At 70.1% G+C, this 21,696-nt stretch carries 22 protein-coding genes; 16 read left to right on the plus strand and 6 right to left on the minus strand.

Annotated features, from left to right (window positions below; all coding sequences use genetic code 11):
• Nucleotides 1-7 precede the first annotated feature (7 nt).
• The 8 genes from ACFXI4_RS06115 to ACFXI4_RS06150 all read left to right on the plus strand — a co-directional run bounded on the left by ACFXI4_RS06115 (nucleotide 8) and on the right by ACFXI4_RS06150 (nucleotide 9,405).
• Nucleotides 8-967 (plus strand): sugar ABC transporter permease, encoded by a 960-nt coding sequence (locus tag ACFXI4_RS06115; RefSeq protein ID WP_362714997.1) that lies wholly within the window; start codon nucleotides 8-10, stop codon nucleotides 965-967.
• A 1-nt stretch (nucleotide 968) separates the two neighbouring features.
• Nucleotides 969-1,862, plus strand: a complete 894-nt coding sequence (locus ACFXI4_RS06120; protein ID WP_362715000.1) for a carbohydrate ABC transporter permease — start codon at nucleotides 969-971, stop codon at nucleotides 1,860-1,862.
• A gap of 6 nt (nucleotides 1,863-1,868) precedes the next feature.
• A complete protein-coding gene (locus ACFXI4_RS06125; protein ID WP_362715003.1) occupies nucleotides 1,869-2,942 on the plus strand; it encodes a glycosidase in 1,074 nt (357 codons plus the stop codon).
• Nucleotides 2,939-4,153 carry a Gfo/Idh/MocA family protein gene (locus tag ACFXI4_RS06130; protein WP_384988528.1) on the plus strand — a complete coding sequence of 405 codons (1,215 nt, stop codon included), beginning with the start codon at nucleotides 2,939-2,941 and terminating at the stop codon, nucleotides 4,151-4,153. Before ACFXI4_RS06125 ends, ACFXI4_RS06130 begins: the two co-directional genes overlap by 4 nt.
• The gene (locus ACFXI4_RS06135; RefSeq protein WP_384988529.1) at nucleotides 4,153-5,793 is read left to right on the plus strand and encodes a glycoside hydrolase family 13 protein; all 1,641 of its coding nucleotides are present in this window, start codon (nucleotides 4,153-4,155) and stop codon (nucleotides 5,791-5,793) included. The genes ACFXI4_RS06130 and ACFXI4_RS06135 overlap by 1 nt, the downstream gene beginning before the upstream one ends.
• Before the next feature lie 5 nt (nucleotides 5,794-5,798).
• Complete coding sequence (locus tag ACFXI4_RS06140) at nucleotides 5,799-7,166, plus strand: phosphomannomutase/phosphoglucomutase (protein ID WP_384988644.1); 1,368 nt, start codon at nucleotides 5,799-5,801, stop codon at nucleotides 7,164-7,166.
• A gap of 104 nt (nucleotides 7,167-7,270) precedes the next feature.
• Nucleotides 7,271-8,704 (plus strand): aldehyde dehydrogenase family protein, encoded by a 1,434-nt coding sequence (locus ACFXI4_RS06145; RefSeq protein WP_384988531.1) that lies wholly within the window; start codon nucleotides 7,271-7,273, stop codon nucleotides 8,702-8,704.
• Nucleotides 8,705-8,910: 206 nt separating this feature from the next.
• Nucleotides 8,911-9,405 carry a cupin domain-containing protein gene (locus ACFXI4_RS06150; protein WP_384988533.1) on the plus strand — a complete coding sequence of 165 codons (495 nt, stop codon included), beginning with the start codon at nucleotides 8,911-8,913 and terminating at the stop codon, nucleotides 9,403-9,405.
• A gap of 83 nt (nucleotides 9,406-9,488) precedes the next feature.
• Here the strand turns inward: ACFXI4_RS06150 and ACFXI4_RS06155 are convergent, their stop codons facing one another.
• Nucleotides 9,489-10,244, minus strand: a complete 756-nt coding sequence (locus tag ACFXI4_RS06155) for an RNA polymerase subunit sigma (protein ID WP_384988534.1) — start codon at nucleotides 10,242-10,244, stop codon at nucleotides 9,489-9,491.
• Between the two features lie 361 nt (nucleotides 10,245-10,605).
• On the opposite strand from ACFXI4_RS06155, the gene ACFXI4_RS06160 reads away from it, so the two are divergent.
• Complete coding sequence (locus ACFXI4_RS06160; RefSeq protein WP_384988535.1) at nucleotides 10,606-11,136, plus strand: hypothetical protein; 531 nt, start codon at nucleotides 10,606-10,608, stop codon at nucleotides 11,134-11,136.
• 227 nt (nucleotides 11,137-11,363) lie between these two features.
• Here ACFXI4_RS06160 and ACFXI4_RS06165 read toward each other — a convergent pair whose 3' ends face one another.
• Both ACFXI4_RS06165 and ACFXI4_RS06170 read right to left on the minus strand, forming a co-directional pair.
• Nucleotides 11,364-12,155, minus strand: coding sequence for a DUF427 domain-containing protein (locus ACFXI4_RS06165; RefSeq protein WP_384988537.1), 792 nt, complete (start codon nucleotides 12,153-12,155; stop codon nucleotides 11,364-11,366).
• Nucleotides 12,156-12,855: 700 nt separating this feature from the next.
• Entirely contained in the window at nucleotides 12,856-13,326 is a 471-nt protein-coding gene (locus ACFXI4_RS06170; protein ID WP_384988538.1) for a cupin domain-containing protein, read from the minus strand.
• Between the two features lie 317 nt (nucleotides 13,327-13,643).
• Between ACFXI4_RS06170 and ACFXI4_RS06175 the strand changes: the two genes are divergently transcribed.
• Nucleotides 13,644-14,132 (plus strand): VOC family protein, encoded by a 489-nt coding sequence (locus ACFXI4_RS06175; RefSeq protein WP_384988540.1) that lies wholly within the window; start codon nucleotides 13,644-13,646, stop codon nucleotides 14,130-14,132.
• Here ACFXI4_RS06175 and ACFXI4_RS06180 read toward each other — a convergent pair.
• Nucleotides 14,129-14,545 carry a MarR family winged helix-turn-helix transcriptional regulator gene (locus ACFXI4_RS06180; RefSeq protein WP_384988541.1) on the minus strand — a complete coding sequence of 139 codons (417 nt, stop codon included), beginning with the start codon at nucleotides 14,543-14,545 and terminating at the stop codon, nucleotides 14,129-14,131. The genes ACFXI4_RS06175 and ACFXI4_RS06180 overlap by 4 nt on opposite strands.
• A 229-nt stretch (nucleotides 14,546-14,774) precedes the next feature.
• Here ACFXI4_RS06180 and ACFXI4_RS06185 point away from each other — a divergent pair, with 229 nt between their 5' ends.
• Entirely contained in the window at nucleotides 14,775-14,984 is a 210-nt protein-coding gene (locus ACFXI4_RS06185; RefSeq protein ID WP_362725299.1) for a hypothetical protein, read from the plus strand.
• Here the strand turns inward: ACFXI4_RS06185 and ACFXI4_RS06190 are convergent.
• Nucleotides 14,965-15,267 (minus strand): hypothetical protein, encoded by a 303-nt coding sequence (locus ACFXI4_RS06190; RefSeq protein WP_384988543.1) that lies wholly within the window; start codon nucleotides 15,265-15,267, stop codon nucleotides 14,965-14,967. The two genes, ACFXI4_RS06185 and ACFXI4_RS06190, sit on opposite strands and share 20 nt — an antisense overlap.
• 353 nt (nucleotides 15,268-15,620) lie before the next feature.
• Between ACFXI4_RS06190 and ACFXI4_RS06195 the strand changes: the two genes are divergently transcribed.
• Both ACFXI4_RS06195 and ACFXI4_RS06200 read left to right on the plus strand, forming a co-directional pair.
• Nucleotides 15,621-16,517, plus strand: a complete 897-nt coding sequence (locus ACFXI4_RS06195) for an RNA polymerase sigma-70 factor (RefSeq protein ID WP_384988545.1) — start codon at nucleotides 15,621-15,623, stop codon at nucleotides 16,515-16,517.
• Between the two features lie 78 nt (nucleotides 16,518-16,595).
• Nucleotides 16,596-17,453 carry a helix-turn-helix transcriptional regulator gene (locus ACFXI4_RS06200; protein ID WP_384988546.1) on the plus strand — a complete coding sequence of 286 codons (858 nt, stop codon included), beginning with the start codon at nucleotides 16,596-16,598 and terminating at the stop codon, nucleotides 17,451-17,453.
• Nucleotides 17,454-17,460: 7 nt separating this feature from the next.
• Here the strand turns inward: ACFXI4_RS06200 and ACFXI4_RS06205 are convergent, their stop codons facing one another.
• On the minus strand, nucleotides 17,461-18,183 hold the full coding sequence (locus ACFXI4_RS06205) for an RNA polymerase subunit sigma (RefSeq protein WP_384988548.1): 723 nt from the start codon (nucleotides 18,181-18,183) through the stop codon (nucleotides 17,461-17,463).
• 234 nt (nucleotides 18,184-18,417) lie between these two features.
• Between ACFXI4_RS06205 and ACFXI4_RS06210 the strand changes: the two genes are divergently transcribed.
• From ACFXI4_RS06210 to ACFXI4_RS06220, 3 genes are all read left to right on the plus strand, one after another.
• Nucleotides 18,418-18,891: a carboxymuconolactone decarboxylase family protein gene (locus ACFXI4_RS06210; RefSeq protein ID WP_384988549.1), complete on the plus strand. Its 474-nt coding sequence runs from the start codon at nucleotides 18,418-18,420 to the stop codon at nucleotides 18,889-18,891.
• A 322-nt stretch (nucleotides 18,892-19,213) separates the two neighbouring features.
• Entirely contained in the window at nucleotides 19,214-20,944 is a 1,731-nt protein-coding gene (locus ACFXI4_RS06215; RefSeq protein ID WP_384988551.1) for an L-aspartate oxidase, read from the plus strand.
• 113 nt (nucleotides 20,945-21,057) lie between these two features.
• On the plus strand, nucleotides 21,058-21,657 hold the full coding sequence (locus ACFXI4_RS06220; RefSeq protein ID WP_384988553.1) for a YceI family protein: 600 nt from the start codon (nucleotides 21,058-21,060) through the stop codon (nucleotides 21,655-21,657).
• The last annotated feature ends 39 nt before the right edge of the window (nucleotides 21,658-21,696 follow it).

The raw sequence follows: 21,696 nt of genomic DNA on the forward strand, positions 1-21,696 counted from the left end.
AGTCGCCATGTCCACCACCACCTCTGACGCCCGCCGGCGCCGCCACGCCGGCGGGGGGACGACGAAGCCGCCCACGCCACGCTCACCGTGGCGGCTGCGGCTGGGCGGCCACCAGCCCATCGGCATGCTCTTCGTCTCCCCGTACCTGATCTACCTCGCGGCGATCTTCGTGTATCCCCTCGGCTTCGCCGTGTGGATGTCCTTCCACGACTACTACTTCGCCGCGCCCGGCGTGCAGGTCGACCGGCCCTTCGTGGGCCTGGACAACTACACGACGGTGCTGACCGACCCGGACGTCTGGCGCTCCTTCCTCAACATCGCCGTCTTCCTGGTCATCAACGTGCCGCTGACCGTGGTCGGTTCGCTGGTCCTGGCCAACGCGCTCAACAAGAAACTGCCCCTGCGGTCCTTCTTCCGCACCGCCTACTACATCCCCTACATCACGGCCAGCGTGGCGGTCGTCGGTGTGTGGCTGTTCCTGTTCAACAACGACGGCCTGGTCAACCAGGCGCTGGGCCCCCTGGCCCCGAGCCCGTCCTGGCTGGTCAACTCCCACCTCGCGATGCCGGTCGTGGCGATCTTCGTGGCGTGGAAGCAACTGGGCTTCTTCGTGGTGCTGTACCTGTCGGCGCTGCAGAACGTGCCGAACGAGCTCTACGAGGCGGCGGCCATCGACGGGGCCGGACGGCTGCGCATCTTCCGCTCGGTCACGGTGCCCGCGGTGCGGCCCGCCACCCTGCTGGTCCTGATCCTCGCCACGATCACCGGCGCCAACCTCTTCACCGAGCCCTACCTGCTCACCAGCGGCGGCGGACCCGACGGCGCGACGACCTCGCCCGTGCTGCTGATGTACCAGCGGGGTCTGCAGCAGGGACACCCGGACGAGGCCGCGGCGATCGGCGTGATCCTCGTCGTGCTGATCACCGCCATCTCACTCGCCTACCGACGCCTCGTGGAAAGGGACTGAGATGACCACCGACGTCGCAGCCCGCCCCACCGACGAGCGCCCCGGCACCGACCGGACCCCGCGCCGCCGAAGCCGGGCGATCGGATCGCGGGTCGCCCTCCTCATCGGGGCGTTCGCCTTCCTCTTCCCCTTCTACTACATGATCATCGGATCCCTCCAGAAGGAGCCCGACTCCAGTCCTTCCGGGGCGTTCCCCAATCCGTCCAACCTGACCCTGCACAACTACGCGGCGATCGACTCGGCGATCTCGCTGGGCCGTTCGCTGGTGAACTCCGGCATCTTCACCGGCGGTGTCATCCTCTGCACCACCGTGTTCGGCCTGCTGGCCGGCTACGCCCTGGCCCGGTTGCAGTTCCGCGGCCGTGGCTCCACGTTCGCCCTGGTGCTGCTGGTCCAGGTCGTGCCGTTCCAGCTGCTGCTGATCCCGCTGTACGTGCTGATCGTCCGCGACTACGGACTCGCCGACTCCTACCTCGGCATGATCCTGCCGTTCGCGATCAACACGAGCGCCGTGTTCATCTTCCGCCAGTTCTTCCTCCAGTTGCCGGCCGCCATGTTCGAGGCGGCCCGCATCGACGGCGCGAACGAACTGCAGATCCTGTTGCGCATCGCGCTGCCGCTGTGCAAGCCGGCCCTCCTGTCGGTCGTGCTGCTCAGTTTCACCGGCCCCTGGAACGAGTTCCTCTGGCCGTTCCTCGTCACCAAGCGGCAGGACATGCAGCCGCTGGCCGTCTCGCTGGCCAACTACATCAGCACCGTCGCGTCCGCCGCCGCCAACCCCTTCGGCACCATCCTCGCCGGAGCCTGCGTCCTGGCCGCGCCCGCGGTGGCTCTCTATCTCGTCTTCCAGCGCCGGTTCAACTCCACCGACATCGACTCAGCAACGAAGGGCTGACCTTCCGTGTCCCACAGCACCACCACCCCCGTCCCCTACACCCTGACCCGGGTCGGCGTCGTGATGTCCCCACTGCCGGGCGAGGCCAACGAGGTCGAGGGCGTGCTCAACCCGGCCTCCGGCCGCACGCCCGACGGCCGGCTGCACCTGCTGCCGCGGCTGGTCTCCGACGGCAACGTCTCCCGCGTCGGCCTCGCCGAGGTCACCCTGGACAACGGCGTGCCCACCGGCGTCGAGCGCCGCGGCGTGGTTCTCGCCCCCGACGCCGGCTGGGAGCGCGGCAAGAACAACGCCGGTGTGGAGGACCCCCGCACCACCTGGATCGAGGACCTCGGCCGGCACGTCATGTCCTACGTGGCCTACGGGCCGCTCGGGCCCAAGCCCGCCCTCGCCGTCTCGGAGGACCTGGTCCACTGGGAGCGTCTGGGCCCCATCCAGTTCGCCTACCAGCCCGACCTCGACACCGATCTGAATCTCTTCCCCAACAAGGACGTCGTGCACTTCCCCGAGCCCGTACCGGGCCCGGACGGCGCCATGTACTACGCCATGCTGCACCGCCCGATGTGGGACCTCGGCTGGTTCCGGCCCGGCGAGGGGGTTCACCTGCCGGCCGGGGTGACCGACGAGCGCCCGGGCATCTGGATCTCCTACGTTCCGGTCGACGAGGTCAAGCAGGACCTCGGCGCCCTGACACGGCCGCGCCACCACCGTCTGGTCGCGCTGTCCGAGTACGCGTGGGAGGAGCTCAAGATCGGCGCCGGCCCGGCTCCGATCCGGGTCGACGAGGGCTGGCTGCTCATCCACCACGGCGTCTCCGGCACCATCGAGGATCCCTTCGCGCAGGTGCAGACGGTCAACTACGCGGCCGGTGCGATGATCCTCGACCCCGCGGACCCCGCCCGTGTCATCGCCCGCACCGCCGAGCCGCTCATGGCCCCGGAGACCGAGGAAGAGCGCTCCGGCACCGTGCCCAACGTGGTCTTCCCCACCGCCGTGGAGGAGATCGACGGCGTACGGTACGTCTTCTACGGCATGGCCGACGCGCACATCGGCGTCGCCCGCCTGGACCGGTCCGAGTGACCTCCGGCCGCACCGGGCGCCGCGTCGCTCTGGTCGGCTGCGGAGCCTTCGGCACGTTCGTACTGGACGCGATACACGACATCCCCGCGCTGCGGGTCGTCGCGTGCGCCGACGCCGACCGGCGGCGGGCCCAGGTGCTCGCCGACCGGTACGGCGCGGCCGTCCACGCGAGCGTGGAGGACGTCGCCGCAGCGACAGACGTCGATGTGGTCGTGCTGGCCACCCCGCCGGCCGCGCACGCGGACGCCGCGGTCACCGCACTACGGGCGGGCAAGCACGTCTTCTGCGAGAAGCCGATGGCGCTCAGCGTGGCGGACGCCGCGCGAGTCGAGGCGGAAACCCGCGGCTCGCGCGGGGTGTTCGTGATCGACCATGTCCTGCGCTACAACCCTCTCCTGCGGCTGCTGCAGCGGCTCGGGCAGGAACAACTGCTCGACCCGCTGCGGCGGTTCGCCTTCGAGAACGACGCCTCCGACGAGGACCTCGGGCCCGGCCACTGGTTCTGGGACCCGGCGCGCAGCGGAGGCATCCACGTCGAGCACGGCGTGCACTTCTTCGACGCGGCCAACGCCCTGATGGGCAGCGTCCCGTTCCAGGTGCAGGGCACGGAGGCGCGGCGCACCGACGGCCCGGTGGACATCGTGGTCGCCACCGCCGTCCACCCCGGCGGGGCCGTCGCCACCCACACCCACTCCTTCACGCACGCCCACCGCGCGGAGCGTCAGCTGATGCGTCTCGACTACGGCTTCGCCGAGGCTCGTGTCACCGGCTGGATCCCCACCCACGCGACGATCACCGCGTGGACCGACGAGGCGGGCGCGGCCCGCTGGGAGGCGCTGCCCGCACGGGCAGCCGAACTGCTCGCCGTCGACGGTCTGCGGCCGCACGGGCAGGAGCGTGTGACGGTGTCCGTGACCCGCGACGCCGGGTCGCCCGACCCGGCCCGCGGCCGGGGTGTGCGACGCAGCGTGCCGCACCGGGTGGAGTGTGTCGTCAGCCTCGGCGGGGAGGCCCGCAAGCAGCACGTGTACGCCGAGAGCGTGCGGGCCGCGATGACGGACCTCCTGCACAGCGCGGAACACGGCGGCACCCCGCAGGCGGACGCCACGTCCGGCCTGACCGCGGTCGCCGTGGCCGACGCCGCGACCCGCTCCGCACGGAGCGGCCGGACCGTCATGGTCACCGCACCCGTCCTCTCCGGAGAAGCGTGATGACGCTGACACCCGCGCCTGTCCCGCCTTCCCCATGGTGGAGGGAGGCGGTCTGCTACGAGATCCACCCCAGAGCCTTCGCCGACGGCGACGGCGACGGCGTCGGCGATCTGCCCGGCGCCACCGCCCGGCTGGAGCATCTGGCCGAACTGGGCGTGGACGCCGTGTGGATCACCCCCTTCTATCCCTCGCCGTTGGCGGACGGCGGCTACGACATCGCCGACCACACCGGTGTGGCACCCGACCTCGGAACCCCTGCCGACTTCGCCGCCCTGGTGGCGAAGGCACACGCGCTCGGCATCAAGGTCCTGGTGGACGTGGTCCCCAACCACACCTCGCACCAGCACCCCTGGTTCCGCGAGGCGGTCGCCGCCGACCCGCGGACTCCGGCCAGAGCGCGCTACATCTTCCGGGACGGCCGCGGAGAGAAGGGTGAACTGCCCCCGAACGACTGGCAGTCCGCCTTCGGCGGTCCCGCCTGGACCCGGATAGACGAGGCGGACGGCCTCCCCGGCCAGTGGTACCTGCACCTGCACGCCCCGGAGCAACCCGACCTGAACTGGCGCAACCCCGAGGTGGCCGCCGAGTTCGAGCGGATACTCGAGCACTGGCTGGACCAGGGCGTCGACGGATTCCGCGTCGATGTCGCGCACACCCTGTTCAAGGCCGAGGGCCTGCCCGACGCGGGCCCCGGCCAGCACCAGGACGTCCACCGCAATCATCTGATGCCCTATTACGACCAGGAGGAGCTGCACCCGCTCTTCCGGAGGTGGCGGGCCCTTCTGGACCGCCACCCCGCCCCCGTGGGGGCGGTGCCGCCGCACGAGCGGGTGATGGTCGCCGAAGCGGGCGTCTTCGACCGCGAGCGGCTGGCCCGCTACGTCGCGCCCGGCGAGATGCAGCAGATCTTCAACTTCGCTTTCCTGGAGTGCGCTTGGGACGCAGCCGCGATGCGCGACGTGATCGAGCAGTCCGTGCACGGCATGTCCGCGGTGGGCGCTCCCGTGACCTGGGTTCTGTCCAGTCACGATGCCGTGCGTCCGGTCACCCGCTACGGAGGCGGCCGGCTCGGCGAGCGGCGCGCTCGTGCGGCGGCACTGCTGATGCTCGCCCTTCCCGGGGCGGCCTATGTGTACCAGGGCGAGGAACTCGGCCTGCCGCAGGCCCACGTGCCGGACGACCGGATCCGCGACCCCTTGTGGGAACGCTCCGGGCACCGCAACCGAGGACGCGACGGCAGCCGGGTGCCCCTGCCCTGGACGGGCAGTGTCCCGCCGTACGGCTTCAGCGACGCGGACCCCGAGAGCTGCTGGCTTCCGCAGCCCTCGGACTGGGGCGCTCTCACCGTGGCGGCTCAGCGGGACGACGCCTTCTCCATGCTCACGCTGTACCGCGCGGCACTGCGCCTGCGGCGCGCCCATCCGCCCATGCGCACCGGGCTGCGGGTGCGGGGTCCCGCGAGCGGCGAATGGTTCGCCTTCGACCGGTCGGCCCGCCTGCGGTGCCTGGTCAACTTCGGTGCGCGACCTGTCAGGCTGGACGACCGTGCCCGGGTACTGCTGTCCAGCGCACCACTCGACGGCCGGGACGTCCCGCAGGACACCGCCGTCTGGATCGTTCTTGAGGAGTACCCGCAGTGAGAGACCTGTCAGTCACCGACCTGTCCGCAGTGGTGAAGGCGTACGACGTCCGAGGTGTCGTACCCGAACAACTCGACGAGGGGCTTGCCGAGTTGTTCGGCGCGGCTTTCGTCGAGACGACGGGCGCCGAGGCCATCGTGACGGGCCATGACATGCGGTCCAGTTCACCCGGCCTTGCCGCGGCCTTCGCGCGGGGCGCCGCCGGCCAGGGAGCCGACGTCACCGAGATCGGCCTGTGTTCCACGGACGAGCTGTACTTCGCCAGCGGCAGTCTGGGGCAGGCCGGTGCGATGTTCACGGCCAGCCACAATCCCGCTCGCTACAACGGCATCAAGATGTGCCGTGCGGGCGCGGCGCCGATCGGGCAGGACACCGGACTGCTGGACATCCGCGCCCTCGTGGAACGCTGGGCCGCGGGCGGGGAACTGCCCGCACCGCGCCGTCCGGCGGGTTCGATCAGGCAGCGCGACATGCTGGAGGACTACGCGGCCCACCTGCTCTCGCTCGTGGACCTCTCCGGTATCCGCCCGCTCAGGATCGTGGTGGACGCCGGCAACGGAATGAGCGGGCTCACCGCGCCGACCGTCTTCAGCAACGTGCCGGTCGACATCATCCCCCTCTACTTCGAGCTCGACGGGACGTTCCCCCACCACGAGGCCAATCCGCTGAACCCGGCCAACATCGTCGACCTCCAGCACGCGGTACGGGAGAAGGGAGCCGACCTGGGCCTCGCCTTCGACGGTGACGCCGACCGCTGTTTCGTCGTCGACGAGCGCGGTGAGGCGGTCACCCCGTCGGCGGTGACCGCGCTGATCGCCGTCCGGCTGCTCGCCGGTCATCCGGGAAGCACGGTGCTGCACAACCTGATCACTTCGAGGACGGTGCCCGAGGTGATCCGCGAGCACGGCGGCACGCCGGTCCGCACACGTGTGGGTCACTCGTTCATCAAGGCCGAGATGAACAGGACGAACGCGGTGTTCGGCGGCGAGCACTCGGCCCACTACTACTTCCGGGACTTCTACAACGCGGACACCGGTATGCTCGCCGCCCTCCATGTGATCGCGGCTCTGGGCTCCCAAGCGGAGCCGTTGTCGGGTCTGATGCGCCGCTATCAGCGCATGCCGGCATCCGGGGAGATCAACTCCACCGTCCGCGACACGCGTTCCACCCTCGTCTCGGTGCGCGAGCACTTCGCCGGGCGTGCCGGTGTCACCACCGACGAACTCGACGGCCTGACCGTCTCCGCCCCCACATGGTGGTTCAACCTGCGTCCCTCCAACACCGAGCCGCTGCTGCGGCTCAACGTGGAAGCGACGGAGTCATCGACCCTCGACCGCATACGAGACGAGGTACTGGCACTCGTCCGCGCATGACAGCTACCGCAGCGTGCCGCGCTGGTGCCCGGGTACGCAGTGACGTAGATCATAGCTCTGGGGGAACATGGATCCCTCCTCCCGTGCACGGTTGTCTTGGCGGCATGAACACCCACCGTGAAGATCTCCTCCCCGTACCGTCCCACTGGATCGATGGGCGCCCCGTGATCGGCCGCGGGCCCCTCATCGATGTCGTCAACCCGGCTGACGATTCCGTGAGCGCCGTCGTGCACGAGGCCACGGCCGACGAGGTGGACGAGGCCGTGGAAGCCGCGCTCGCCGCCTTCCCCACGTGGTCGTCCACCCCGCCGGAGAGCCGCTTCGCGATCATGCGGGGCCTGGCGCGGGGAATGCAGGAGCGTGCCGAGGAACTCGCGGCCGCCGTCACCCTGGAGATGGGCGCTCCGATCAGCTTCTCCCGGCAGGCGCAGGTCGGCTTTCCCGTCGCCTCGACACTCGCCGCGGTCACCGCGGCCCAGACGTACGAGTGGACGCGGGTGGTGGAGAACTCGCTCGTGGTCCGTGAGCCGATCGGCGTCGTGGGAGCCGTCACCCCGTGGAACTTCCCGCTCCAGCAGGTGGTGACCAAGGTCGTCCCGGCGATGCTGGGAGGCAACACCGTCGTGCTCAAGCCCTCGGAGCTGTCCCCCGCCAGCGCCCGGATGTTCGCGGAGATCACCGCCGAGGCCGGTCTGCCGCACGGTGTGTTCAACGTGGTGCAGGGCACCGGACCCGTGGTCGGCGAAGCACTCGTGCGCCATCCGAAGATCGACATGATCTCGTTCACCGGCTCCACCCGTGCCGGCAGGCGCGTCGCCGCCGCCGCGTCCGAGACCGTCAAGAGGGTGGCCCTCGAACTCGGCGGCAAGGCCGCCCACATCGTCCTGCCCGAGGCCGACCTCGACTTCGCCGTCCGGCGCGGGCTGGCCTACGCCTGGGCCAACGCCGGCCAGGCGTGCGGCGCCTACACCCGCATGCTCGTACCCGAGCACCTGCAGCGGGCCGTCGTCGAGAAGCTGCGTGCCGCCGCGCCGGCATACACGGTCGGTGCGCCCGGCGACGAGACGACCCGGATCGGTCCGGTCGCGTCGGAGACGCAACGCGTGCGTGTCGACGGCTACATTCGGCGCGGTGTCGCCGACGGCGCCACCCTCGCGTTCGGAGGGCCCGGCAGGCCGGAGGGATTCGAGACCGGCGCCTACGTGAGACCGACGATCTTCTCCGACGTCGACCCGGACTCCGTCATCGCGCAGGAGGAGATCTTCGGCCCCGTTCTGACCGTCATCCCCTACACCGACGACGACCACGCCGTCGAGATCGCCAACGGTACCGTCTACGGCCTCAACGCCGCCGTCACCGGGGACGAGGAACACGCCATGGCGATCGCACGGCGTCTGCGCGTCGGCCAGGTCGACGTCAACGGCGGAGAGCACAACTTCCAGGCGCCGTTCGGCGGTTACAAGCAGTCCGGCAACGGCAGGGAGATGGGTCACGCCGGCATCGAGGAGTTCCTGGAGACCAAGGCGATCACCCGCTGACCGCGGTCGGCCTCGTCCGCGGGCCGGCTGAAGCCACCGCCGCCACGCCCGGCCGCCGCATCGTCCGCGAGAGCAGGCGCCCTGGCGGCCACCGAAGAATCCCGGTGTCACATCGGCCGGCGCCAGACGGTCTGATGGGTGGAGGTGCCGCTCAGTGGACCGCACCGACACGTCACCCGCGTACGCGACAGGAAAGGATCCAAGCCATGTCGTACCCCTACCCTGAACAGAAGTACTGGGGCGAGAACGGTGAGGTCAGCGCCGTCTTCCGCCCTGCGAGCACCCCACCGGACCTCGGGGAGAGCGGGACGGGCAAGGACGCCCTCCACTACCTGGCGACCACGGACGTGACCCGGGGAGAGTTCGGGCTGTACCGAGTGGAGATGAAACCGCGGGCGGGCGGGCCCAAGACGCACTTCCACAAGCGCATCTCGGAGTCGTTCTACGTCCTGGAGGGCACGGTGCGTGTCTTCGACGGCGTGCAGTGGGTCGACGCCCGCAAGGGTGACTTCCTCCATGTACCGCAGGGCGGTCTGCACGCCTTCCGCAACGACTCCGACGCGCCTGCGGACATGCTGCTGCTGTTCACTCCGGGCGCCCCGCGTGAGGAGTACTTCGAGCAGGTGTCCCGGCTGGGGAACGCCTCGGAGGAGGAACGGTCCGCGTTCTTCGACAGACACGACTCCTACTTCGTGGAGTAGGAGCGCGAGCCACGAGGACGGGCTGTCAGCGGGCGCACCGTCCCCGGATGCCCTGGCTCGGCCCGAACCCGGCCGGTCGGAACTCACGCGGGCCGGTTCCATGAACGGAGTTTGTCGGGGTTGAGAGTGACCCAGACCTGGATGACGTGGGAGCCGGCGACGTCGAGCGTGAGGACCGCGGCCGTCTGACGGTCGTAACGGACGACAAGACCGGTCCGTCCGTTGACGGGACGGGTGTCCAGGACAGTGCGGCGCTGCGGGGCCAGCAGGATCGACAGACTCCGGGCGCCCCGCCGGCTGCCATGGACGGGGTGGGCGAGGGTCCGAACCTTGCCTCCCCCGTCGAAGAAGACGCTCACGTCCGGTGCGAGCAGGGCCGCCAGAGCCTCCGTGGCCTGCGCCATGCAGGCATCCCGCAGGGCGCCGCTCAGCGCGGCGTGCTGTTGCGTCGTGGGCCGTGTGTGCCGTGTCCGCGCGCTGTGACTCACGCAGACGGGGCAGTCGTAGTCGTCGCACTCCGGCTCCGGCTCCGGCTGTACGACCCGTTCCCGCACCCGGAACCACCGCGCGGCGGACTCCCCGGGCGTACCGGAACGCTCGTCCGGCGGTCCGGCGAGTCGCGGCGGACAGACGTGCCGGGCGTTCGTCACCAGCCAGGAACGCGGCTGCCCGATCTCCGCCCGCTCCCCTTCGGACAGCCCGTACCAGCGCCGATGCACCTCGTCGACCACGCTCCCGGCCGCGATCCTGCAGCCGAGCAGCCGATGCGCGACGTCCACCAGGAGCCGCCGCTCCTCCACCATTTCCGCGACTGACAGCACATCGCCGACGGAATCCATCCGCACCCCTCCACACCCACGGCGGCGTCCTGGACGCGGTGACATGCCTGCGGGTCGACCGCCTGCACGGAGTCTGCACCGTCTGCACGTCCCACGCCAGGATCTCGCACATCGTGTTCCGGTGCCTGCATCGAATCGATTGCGCCGGGCACAGACAGTGTGACGTTCGGCGGCTCACTCAGCCGTACCACCGTGATCACCTCGTAGGATCGTCGGTTCACCACCCAGCACGATCCCTCGGCGACGGTGCATCGTCCGCCCTATGATGTTGTGTGCACGAGCTCCGCGGCTCATGGGCCGCATCACAACGGAGGTGTGCCGCACAGGCACGCAGCGAAAAGCGTCGAGGACGAGAGGACACATGGTCTCCGCAAGCCACGCAACGCACAACCTCGAGATCACCGCCGAGAACCTCCAGGAGGATCTGGCTCGCCTGGAGATCCAGAAGCAGGCGCTGGAGAGGGAACTCGCCGCGGTCGTGGCCCATCTCGGCTCCGTACGGCGGACACTCGACGCCATCGAGACCCTCGTGCACGAGGCGGCGCAGCGACCGACACCAAGATCAGCCGGTGCGGCGGTCACGGATCATGACCGTCCTGAAGCGCCTGCCGAGGCTCGGCAGGACACGCCTTCCCCGGAACCCGACGTGAACAGCGGTACGACCGGGCCTCGCACCGGCGGCAGGCAGTACGGCAGACTGACCGAGCAGATTCTCGAGTACCTCGACCACTTCGGTGACGCCGACGTCCGCGCCAGGGACATCGCCGCGGCTCTGGGCCGCGACCAGGACAGTGCGAGCGTCAACGCGGTCAGGAGCACGCTCGACCGGCTGGTCGGGACCTCACGTGTCCGGCGGACGGGCCGCGGCCTCTACCGTGCGAAGCGGCCCTGACAGCCCTCGTCCGGGCGATGAGAGCCTCGGTCGCTTCCCGCCCGGCCACGTGGCGCCGGGCGTCGTCTCCGGGGGAAAAGACGACACCCGGCGCACCGCACCCGCTCGGTTTCCGGGCAGGTGGCACGTCACAACATCATCACGGTAACCGTGTCGAACATGATGTTGTGAACGATGTGTTCAGCATACACCGACGGACAGGACCGGGCGCACGCTCCGGAGGGGCGCTACTCGGGAACGGCTTCGCGGAAGGGATCGGCGGGCCGCGGCAGCAGCACGCCGTCGACGTACAGATCGACGTGTTCGTTGTAGAACGCGACGAGGCCGGCCACGCGGTTGGCGTGGATGGTCGGGAAGTCGTAGGCCCAGGCGATGGCCTCGTGGGCACCGCTCGCGCCGTCGAAGGACCAGTACTCGCTCGTCGTCCCCTTGTAGGGGCACCGGGTGACCACCGCCGAGTGCCGCAGCTTGGTCCAGTCGACGTACATGCGCTCGACGTAGTAACGCGTCGGCAGCCCTGTTTCGAACAGTTTCACGCAGTTGGGCGCGTCCGCCAGCACGACCCCGTCCACCACCACCCGGACACTGCTCGACGAACGCAGGGCGTCCACCCGGGAGTACGGACTCCTGGGGTGTACGAAGACCGGTTCGTCCTCCTCGAACCAGGAGTCCAGCGCATCCCATTCGAATCGCACCGTACCCTGCAGCGCGTCCGGGGCGTCCCGGTCCCACACCCAGGCCGCGCCCTCACGGACTTCGGAACCGACCCGCAACGTGTGACGGCGTGCAGGACCCGCACCGCGGTGCTCGGTGTGATGGTCGTCGACGAGCGTCGCTTCGAGCATGTCCTCGACCGGGATGCTGAATTGCGGGTAGGCACGCCATTCCCACACGTAGAGCGCGCGGCGGCTGTCGAAGACGACGCTTCCTCCGATGAGACCCCGGACGCGGCGCGGGACGGGCTCGACGTGCCCGACCGGGACGATCAGGCTCGGGTGCAGAACGCTTTCACTTGCCATGGTGGTACCTCGCGGGAATCGAATCGGGATCACGGGCTTCGACACGACGAGCGGGACGGCGGTGCGGTGCGGGTCGGTGGGGCACGAGCAGCGTGATGGCCTGCCCAGCGCCGTCGATCCGCCCCAGAAGGTCGCGTAGGGCTCGTGTCGGTCGAGCGGGTCGGCGGAAGGGCCCCTCCGGGCGCACAGACCGGGCAAGACGCGGACCGGTCTCGACAGGGCGTACACCAGGAAATACAGGGCCAGTACGGCGGTGACCGCCTGGGCGGCGGACGAGGGGTGTGCCGGGTGGCCCGGCACGGTGCTGTGGTGTGCGGCGGCCGGGGGTCCGGCGCCCTGCCTCGCGGGCCGGGCATGCCATCCGCGTCATGGCGGCCATACCGGTCGTGGCGGGCAGTCGCCTGACGAGGACGGCTACGCGGGACTCCTGGTGCCGACGGATGACGGTGAGCGGGAACCAGGGGCCGCGACCGCGAAAAATGGCATGACCGCCATGCCTGAAGCCGTGGCGGCATGCAGCAGTTGGTCTCCGCGTCCGCGCCGTCCCGCCGCACCGGATGCCGCTCGGCGCACCCCGTTCACGGCGGCGGCCGCGAAGAGCGCGGTGAGCAACACGTGAACCAGGTCGGAGGCGTTCATGTCCGCTCGTCTCCTCGTCCTGAGCGGTATCCGATGTCCGGAACCGTCGGCCGGCCGGGGATCAGGCGGTGGGCCGCGGGGCGCGCAGGTGTGCGCGCTGCTTGAGTTCTTCCTCGTCGACGAGTTCGAGCATGGGCTTGCCCGGAGCACACATCATGGTGACCACGAATTCGGTCCTGGCGTCGCTCAGTGCGTTGCCGTCCTGGTAGTGGATGGCATCGCCGCCGGGCTCCCAGAATGTGCCGCCGGCCTCGACGATGCGCTCCGGTTCACCCTCGAGCTCGAAGCGGACCGCGCCCTTGGTGACGTATCCGAACGCCGGCCCGGAGTGGCGGTGCGGCGGAGTGCCGGGGTCACCGGGCTCCCACGCGACATGGATGGTCATCGCCGAGGCACCCTCCGGCACCGTGATCGGCGCGGCGTCCTGGAGGAGCTTGGCCGCCCTGGTCCAGCCCGGGCCGTCCGCATCGCCGGTCCCGTGACCGTGGCCTCCGTGACCGTGACCGTGACTGTGCTGTCCATTCTCTGACACTCTGACGCACCTTCCCTGGCTCGAGCGCACCGCACCGGCACGTTGGCCGTCCGGCGCACGATGGTGGCCGGACTTCGGGACCACCTGCTTCCACGGGGACTGACCGAGCACGCGTCGGATCTGTGACAGACCCCGGCCTCAGCCGGCCGGACCAGTACCGTTCCGTCCCCCTGGCTTGCCCTCCCCCGTAACGACCCGTCACAGAAGGAGTCCGCACACGGTCAGTGTCACCGCAGGGCGCACCGCATGTGATGAGGCCGGTGCGCCGCCTCGGTCCACACACCCCCGACCGACCGGCAACGAAAGGACGACGAACGATGGCAGCCCACGGCGGTCTCCCCGCCCCCGAGCACGGCCTTCTCCTCACCCACTTCCTCACGGTGCGGGACGTCGCCGCCTCGCGGCAGTTCTACGCGGACGTCTTCGGCGGCGAGGTGGTGATGGAGGAGAACCCGGTGATCCTGAAGGTCGCCAACAGCTGGATCATCATGAATCCCGGAGGCGGACCCACCCCCGACAAACCTGACGTCACGCTGGAGGTGCCCCGGAGCGGTTCGCCGGTCTCCGGCTTCCTCAACGTGCGCGTCGCCGACATGGCCGCGTTCTACGCCCACGCGGTCGCGAAGGGTGCCCGTTTTCTCTCCGAACCGGTCGACCGTGGCTCCGAGCTCCGCTGCTACCTGCGCGATCCGGACGATTACCTCATCGAGGTGGGTCAGTCCACCGGTCTGCTCAGGGGAATCAAGGCCGGCACGGCCCCCGGATCCGGCTTGTCCGCACGGGCCGGGGTTCCCGGCCCCGGCTAGGGCCTGTCGGTCCGCAGCCACTCCACAAGGACCGGGTCGTGGTCCGCGGCGCTCAGCGCTGCGATCGCGGCCGTGGTGATCCTCTCCAGCGCGGCGGGACCCCTGCGGACGACTTCGTGTGCCGCAGGGGTCAACTGGATGTCCAGGGTGCGGTGATCACGATGGCCGACCTGGACGGCGATGAGATCACGGTCGCGAAGGCGGGAGAGGAGGCGGCTGGTGGCGGACGGGCTGAGGCCGATCGCCCGCGCCACGGCACGGACCTGTTGGCCTGCGACGCCCGCTCCCCCGGCGAGAACGGCGAGAGCGTCGTACTCACGGGTGCTGACACCGAATTCCTCGTAACTGGGAGGACGACTGACGCCGACAAGGCGCGGTTCCCTCCCGGCCCTCCGGTACGGCTCAGCGCACACCTGAGCCGCACCGAGGGCCCACCCGCTGCCGGACGCGGTCGGTGAGCGGGTTCCACACCCGGCCGTCCGTCAGAGACCCCGGGACGTTCCGGATGTGGCCCGCGTCCCGCGCGCAGACGCTCGCCCTGCTGGAAGCATCCTCGTGTCACAGCTTCGCGGTCTGCACGGTCAGTGTGGGTGACGGTCGGCGACGGCCGCCCAGGTCCCTGATGCCGAAAGGACGCGCGCCATGCACTTCGACGCCGATGCCAGGCGGGCCCTGGCCGCCCGGGCCGCCGAACTCGAGGCCCACGCCTTCGTACTCGGGGAGGCCCTCGACATGCTCGATGCGGACATGCGGGCGACGGCGGAGAGGCTGGCGCGGCTGCGCGGCACGGAGTACTCCGGCCAGGACGACGCCACGCCGATGCGCGATGACCTCAAGAACAGCCCAGAGTGACGTTCCCTATGGGGTCCTCCATGATTCTCCGCACCTCGACCGGGCCGGCCTCCGGGGCCGGCCCGCCCCGGCACCGGCCGTCCGCCTCTCTGCCGGCCCGGGCCTTGGCCGCCCACACCGCTTGCGGACGGTCCCGGGCCCGGTCGACGATGTAGTACATCCAGACGGTCTGGCGGCCGCGAGCATGGAACGGCAGTCCCACCAGCCACTTCTGCGTGGCGACAGAGCACTCGGGATGCCGCGGCGCCGGCCCGTCGAGAGGACGCTCTATCTCGAGCAACATGGGAATCCTCTCCTTCCGTCCACGACTCGCATCCGCTTCCGGGGCCGGAAGCGAAATGCCTCTGCCTATGCGACAGTCGAGCGCGCGACGGTGTGACAGCCCGGATGTCCTGTGCTCGTCCGCGGGGGCCCACTCCTCCAACTGCTCCGCTGCCGAGAGCGCGGCACTTTCGCGCGGGGTGCCCCGGGACGCCCGTCCCCCGGGCACGCCGGTCTCCGGCCAGAACACATGGACACACCTAGTGACAGCGTGTGTACGTTTTCGCGCCCCACTCCTCGGAAGTCACACCCTTCGAGCAGGTGATCTGGACGCGCTTGTAGCATGGTCGGTGACGAGGCCAGAGGGGACGATCCATGCACGCCGGCGCGCGGCCCGACACTCTCGATCAAGCGACGAGGGACTTCCTTGCGGCACGACCGCGACTCTTCGGTATCGCGTATCGCGTCCTGGGCAGCGCGGCGGAGGCCGAGGACGTGGTCCAGGAGACCTGGGTGCGGTGGCAGAACACCGACCGTTCGAAGGTCCGCGAACCCGCGGCCTTCCTGGCTACGACCGCGACCCACCTGGCGATCAACCTGGCCCAGTCGGCCAGGGTCCGGCGGGAGTCCTACATCGGCCCCTGGCTTCCCGAGCCCGTCGACACCACGCACGACCCCCAGCTGGGTGCCGAACGGGCCGAGGCCGTCGAGATGGCCGTTCTGCTGCTGCTGGAGAAGCTGAACCCGGTGGAGCGCACCGCCTACGTGCTGCGGGAGGCGTTCGACTATCCCTACGCACGGATCGCCGAGATGCTGGAGACGAGCGAGTCCAACGCCCGCCAGCTCGTGAGCCGTGCGCGCCGGCACCTGGCCGCCGAGCGCAGGGAGCGGGTCAACCCGGTGACCCACCGGCACTTCCTGGAAGTGTTCCTCTCCGCCGCGCAGACGGGCGATCTCACGGTTCTGGAGGACGTGCTCACCACGGACGTCGTCAGCTACGCGGACGGCAACGGACTCCGCGGCGCGTCCAAGATCCCGGTCGTCGGACGGACCCACGTCTCGCGGTATCTCGCCGCCTTCGCGCCACGCTTCTGGCCGGGGAAGGAGATCCGCTGGGTCGAGGCGAACGGCCGGCCCGCGGTGCTCTTGTCCTCCGGTGCACAGGCCGTGGCCCTGCTGACCGTCGACGTCTCCGTGGACGGCATCGACCGGCTCATGTGGGTGATGAACCCCGCCAAGCTGCTGCCGTACGCGGCATCGCTGAACGAATGAACTCCGTGCCGGCCCTGCCGCCGGGCGCGAGCGAGCGGGGTCTTCGGTGTGGACAATCGGTGTGGACAAGGAGAAGCCATGGCGGACCGAGCAGCGCTGGCGGCGTTCCTGCGGACCCGCCGGGAGGCCCTCCAGCCCGAGGACGTCGGTCTGCCCCGCGGACGCCGCAGACGTACCCGCGGCCTGCGCCGTGAGGAGGCGGCGGCACTGTGCGACGTGTCGGCCGACTACTACAGCCGTCTCGAACAGCCGCGGGGCCCCCGCCCCTCCGGGCAGGTGCTCGCGGCGATAGCCCGGGGCCTGCGCCTGTCACCGGAGGAACGGGACCATCTGTTCCGCACCGCCGGCCACGCCCCACCTCGACGGGAGGGGCGCGCAGACCACATCAGTGCCGGGATGTCGCGCATCCTCGACCGGCTGGGGGACACGCCCGCCCAGGTGATGAACCGTCTCGGTGAGACTCTCGCGCAGACCCGCCCCGCGACGGCGCTGCTCGGCGACGAGAGCGCCCACGCCGGGCTGGCGCGCAGCGCGCACTACCGCTGGTTCACCGACCCGACCTCCCGGCTCATCCGTCCCGAGAGCGAGCACGCCGTACAGAGCCGTCTGATGGCGGCCGACCTACGCGACGCCTACACCCACGACGGAGCCGACTCGCCCACGGCGCGCCTGGTCGACGCGCTGAACCAGGAGAGCCCCGAGTTCGCCGCCCTGTGGCGGGCGCATCTCGTGCCGGGACCCCACTGCGCGACCAAGCGCTTCGTGCACCCGCGGCTCGGACTGCTGGAACTCGACTGCCAGACGCTCCTCGACCCCGACCGGTCCCAGCGCCTCGTCGTCTACACGGCCGCACCGGGCACCGTGAGCCTCACCCGCCTCCACGTGCCGGCGGCACCGGCGGACACACCGCCTCCCGCCGAACCGTCCCACGGCTGAGGCACGTTCAGGAGCCGCGGTCGCCCGGAGCCGGCAGGTGCTTCCAGGAACGTAGCTTGTCGGGATTGAGGACGATCCAGACCTGTGCCACGTGCTGTGCGGCGACGTCGAAGCTGATGACGGCGGCGGCCTCGCGGTCGTAGTGCGCGACGAGTCCGGTACGCCCGTTGACGGACTGGGCGGTGAGGGTCGTACGGGGATGGCGGGCCAGGAGCACGAGCAGACCGCGAGCGACGTGACGGCTGCCGTGCACGGGCCCGGTCGGTGCGCGAACCTTGCCGCCGCCGTCGAAGAACGCCGTGGCGTCCGGGCACAGGAGCGACTCCAGCAGTTCTGCGTCCTCGTTCGCACAGGCCTCGCGGACGGTTCGGGCGAGGAGATCGTGCTCGGCCGGTGAGGTGGAGCGGGAGCGACGCATCCGGACGCTGTGGCGGGCGCGGTCGGCGAGTTCGACGCACTCGGCCTCCGGGCGTCCCACGACGGAGCTCCCACCCGGGCGCGGGTGAGCGAGCAGGCTCAGACAGATCTCCCCCACGGTCTTCGTGAGCCAGTTCCGGGGAGTCGAGGCCTCCGCGCGCTCCGCCTCGGAGAGCCCGTACCACCGGCGGTAGGTGTCTCCGACGACGCTCTCGGCCGCGCCGGAGCCGCCCAGCATCCCGCAGGCGACTTCCAGCAGGTGCCGGCGCTCGTCGAGCAACTCCGTGACCGGCAGCACTTCCGCATGTTCCATCCGATGTCCTCCCCCTCCGCAGACACGGCATCCCCCAGTCCATTGACAGACCTCACGCGCGTCGTGTGACACCGGCCGGTGCTCCTGACCCGCTCCGCGTCCCGGCAGGTAGTCCTGCGCGACCCGCCGGCACCTCGTGACAGCCCTTGGCACTGCACGGCAGAAAGGCTGCTGTCACGTTCGGGCGGCCTGTCCGGTCAGTAGTGCGTAACAGCAACTGCCAGGAGGGCACCGATGGACGCACGACTCAACTACTTCGCCAATCCGCTCGCGGGCAAGGCGATGAAGAACCTCATGGCCGTCAGCAAGGTGCTGGCGGGCTCGGATCTTCCGACCACCGTTCAGCATCTGGTGGAGGTGCGCGCCAGCCAGATCAACGGCTGCGGTTTCTGCACCGACATGCACACCAAGGAGGCCACGCACTCCGGGGAGACCCCGGAACGGCTCAATCTGATCGCCGCCTGGCGGGAGGCGACCGTCTTCACCGAGGCCGAGCGCGCCGCGCTGGAACTGACCGAGCAGGGCACCCGCGTCGCGGACGCCGCGGGCGGTGTCGACGACGAGGCCTGGGCGAACGCCGCCAAGCACTTCGACGAGGACCAGCTCGCCGCGCTGACCACCCTCATCGCCGTCATCAACGCCTACAACCGCATCAACATCATCACGCGTCAGCCCGCCGGCAACTACAAGGTCGGCATGTTCGGCTGAGCCCAGGCAGACCCGCACCGGCGGACATGGAGCCAGCCGTCGTTCCCCAGGACGCCTCGGGAACGACCGTCCTCGACAAGTGGGCTCCCGGTCCTCCGGGGACTCCCGCGCACCGTCGCTCGGGGCCGCACCGCCGTGAACCCGTTCACGGCGGTGCGCTGTCGTGGCACCGCGGTCCCGTGGCACGGGACCGGGTGACGGCCCTCGCCCGGCACCCGCGCGCCGCCGGGTGTCTGACACAAGTGCCTTCACAACAGGTGTCACAGGTTCCGCGGCATCCCGGTCCTACTGAGTGACAATCCCTCATCGACCGGAGTAGAACGTGGCTATCACCGAACAACGTGTTTCCACCACCGTACTGGTGATCGGGACTGGGGGTGCCGGGCTGCGAGCGGCGATCGAACTGGCCGAAGCCGGTGTCGACGTCCTCGCGGTCGGCAAGCGTCCCAAGGAGGACGCGCACACGGCGCTCGCCGCCGGAGGAATCAACGCGGCCCTCGGCACCATGGATCCCGAGGACAGCTGGCAGCAGCACGCCGCCGACACGATCAAGGAGAGCTACCTGCTCGCCGATCCCCGCACCGTCGAGATCGTCACCCAGGGCGCCGCTCGGGGCATCGGCGACCTGGAACGCTATGGCATGGCGTTCGCCCGTGAGGCGGACGGACGGGTCTCCCAGCGCTTCTTCGGCGCGCACAAGTTCAGGCGGACCGCGTTCGCCGGCGACTACACCGGTCTGGAGATCCAGCGCACCCTGATCCGGCGCGCGGACCAGCTGAACGTGCCCGTGCTCGACGGTGTCTACATCACCCGGCTCCTGGTCCACGACGGTGCCGTCTTCGGGGCCTACGGCTTCGACCTCGCCCATGGAACCAGGTACCTGATCCACGCCGACGCCGTCATTCTCGCCGCGGGCGGGCACACCCGTATCTGGCGGCGGACCTCCTCCCGGCGGGACGAGAACACGGGAGATTCGTTCCGTCTGGCCGTGGAGGCCGGCGCCCGGCTGCGCGATCCCGAACTGGTGCAGTTCCATCCCTCCGGCATCATCGAGCCCGAGAACGCGGCCGGCACCCTTGTCAGCGAGGCCGCCCGCGGTGAGGGCGGTATCCTGCGCAACGCGCTCGGCGAGCGGTTCATGAGCCGGTACGACCCCGCACGCATGGAGCTGTCGACCCGTGACCGCGTGGCCCTGGCCTCCTACACGGAGATCAAGGAGGGAAGGGGGACCCCCAAGGGCGGCGTGTGGCTCGACGTCTCCCATCTGCCACGGCAGACGATCATGACGCGTCTCCCCCGCGTCTACCAGACGCTGCTGGACCTGCAGATGCTGGACATCACCCGCGATCCGATCGAGATCGCGCCCACCGCGCACTACTCGATGGGCGGTGTGTGGGTACGTCCCGAGGACCACAGCACCGACGTCCACGGGCTCTACGCCATCGGTGAGGCGTCCAGCGGCCTGCACGGCGCCAATCGCCTCGGCGGGAACAGCCTCATCGAGCTGCTCGTCTTCGGCCGCATCACCGGCCGGGCGGCCGCCGCCTACTCGCAGTCCCTGACCGCCCAGCCGCGGTCGGCGTCGGCGGTCGCGCAGGCCCGTGCCGAGATCGACGACCTTCTGGTGGCCGACGGACCGGAGAACGTCCGCGCCCTGCAGCGGGCCATCCGCAACACCATGACGGAACATGCCGGAGTGGTGCGTGACGAGCAGGGCCTGCGCGCCGGGCTCGAGGAACTCGCGCTGATCGAGAAGAGGATGGAGAACGTCGGCGTCCACCCCGACATCGCCGGCTTCCAGGATCTCGCGCACGCCTTCGACCTCAAGTCCGCCGCCCTGTCGGCGCGGGCCACCCTCGAAGCGGCACTCGAACGCCGTGAGACCCGCGGTTGCCACAACCGCAGCGACTACCCCCAGCTGGACCCCGCTCAGCAGGTCAACCTCGTATGGTCGCCCACGACCGGTGTCACCCGCGAGACCATCCCCGCCGTCCCCGACGAGATCTCCTCTCTCATGACGGAGGTCTCGACCGACGGCAAGCTCGCCGAGTAACGCCGCATCGCCCGCGAACGGCCCCCGGTGCCGGCCAGGGGCCTGCCTGGGTACCGATCCCGCCGCAGAGTGCGCGCCTGCCTGAGGTCCCCGCACGAAGGAGCCCGCTCGCCATGTTCAACCGTAGGGAAACCGCTGCTTCTCGCACCCGGCCCCTGGAGAATCTCACCGGCGTCTACGCCATCGATCCGGCCCGCAGCACCATCGGGTTCTCGGTCCGGTACGGCGTGGTCACGAACGTACGCGGACGGTTCACCGCCTTCGAGGGGCTGCTCAAGCTCGACGGAGCGCGCCCCACCCGGTCCGAGGCGTTCCTCAGTGTCCAGACCTGCAGCGTCGACACGGGATATCCGGAGCGGGACGCGCATGTCACGGGCCCGGACTTCCTCGACGCCGCGACGTTCCCGCTCATGAGCTTCCGCTCGGGCGGCGGTGTCCTGCCCGCCGGTGAGGGCCGCTTCCGCTTGCCGGGACATCTTCTGATCAAGGACATCGAACTGCCTGTCCACGTCGACCTCGGGTTCCGCGGGGCGGGTGAGGACGCTCACCGCCGGAACCGGGTCGGATTCACCGGCGCGGCCACCCTGCAGCGTTCCGACTGGGGGCTCGACGGCAACCGGGCCCTGGCCACGGGCGGAGCTCTGATCAGCGACAAGGTGAAGCTGACTCTCGACATCCGGGCCGTGCGGCTGGACCAGACACACGACGGATGACCGACGAGACGCCTGTCGGCGTGTCCGCCGGAAGGAAGA

Source organism: Streptomyces sp. NPDC059224, from assembly GCF_042754285.1.
GTDB lineage: Bacteria > Actinomycetota > Actinomycetes > Streptomycetales > Streptomycetaceae > Streptomyces.

Excerpts from the sequence above, each read along its gene's own strand:
- ACFXI4_RS06115 (WP_362714997.1), top strand. The coding sequence starts at position 8 with ATGTCCACCACCACCTCTGACGCCCGCCGGCGCCGCCACGCCGGCGGG.
- ACFXI4_RS06120 (WP_362715000.1), top strand. The coding sequence starts at position 969 with ATGACCACCGACGTCGCAGCCCGCCCCACCGACGAGCGCCCCGGCACC.
- ACFXI4_RS06135 (WP_384988529.1), top strand. The coding sequence starts at position 4,153 with ATGACGCTGACACCCGCGCCTGTCCCGCCTTCCCCATGGTGGAGGGAG.
- ACFXI4_RS06145 (WP_384988531.1), top strand. The coding sequence starts at position 7,271 with ATGAACACCCACCGTGAAGATCTCCTCCCCGTACCGTCCCACTGGATC.
- ACFXI4_RS06150 (WP_384988533.1), top strand. The coding sequence starts at position 8,911 with ATGTCGTACCCCTACCCTGAACAGAAGTACTGGGGCGAGAACGGTGAG.
- ACFXI4_RS06155 (WP_384988534.1), bottom strand. The coding sequence starts at position 10,244 with ATGGATTCCGTCGGCGATGTGCTGTCAGTCGCGGAAATGGTGGAGGAG.
- ACFXI4_RS06160 (WP_384988535.1), top strand. The coding sequence starts at position 10,606 with ATGGTCTCCGCAAGCCACGCAACGCACAACCTCGAGATCACCGCCGAG.
- ACFXI4_RS06165 (WP_384988537.1), bottom strand. The coding sequence starts at position 12,155 with ATGGCAAGTGAAAGCGTTCTGCACCCGAGCCTGATCGTCCCGGTCGGG.
- ACFXI4_RS06175 (WP_384988540.1), top strand. The coding sequence starts at position 13,644 with ATGGCAGCCCACGGCGGTCTCCCCGCCCCCGAGCACGGCCTTCTCCTC.
- ACFXI4_RS06185 (WP_362725299.1), top strand. The coding sequence starts at position 14,775 with ATGCACTTCGACGCCGATGCCAGGCGGGCCCTGGCCGCCCGGGCCGCC.
- ACFXI4_RS06190 (WP_384988543.1), bottom strand. The coding sequence starts at position 15,267 with ATGTTGCTCGAGATAGAGCGTCCTCTCGACGGGCCGGCGCCGCGGCAT.
- ACFXI4_RS06195 (WP_384988545.1), top strand. The coding sequence starts at position 15,621 with ATGCACGCCGGCGCGCGGCCCGACACTCTCGATCAAGCGACGAGGGAC.
- ACFXI4_RS06200 (WP_384988546.1), top strand. The coding sequence starts at position 16,596 with ATGGCGGACCGAGCAGCGCTGGCGGCGTTCCTGCGGACCCGCCGGGAG.
- ACFXI4_RS06205 (WP_384988548.1), bottom strand. The coding sequence starts at position 18,183 with ATGGAACATGCGGAAGTGCTGCCGGTCACGGAGTTGCTCGACGAGCGC.
- ACFXI4_RS06210 (WP_384988549.1), top strand. The coding sequence starts at position 18,418 with ATGGACGCACGACTCAACTACTTCGCCAATCCGCTCGCGGGCAAGGCG.
- ACFXI4_RS06220 (WP_384988553.1), top strand. The coding sequence starts at position 21,058 with ATGTTCAACCGTAGGGAAACCGCTGCTTCTCGCACCCGGCCCCTGGAG.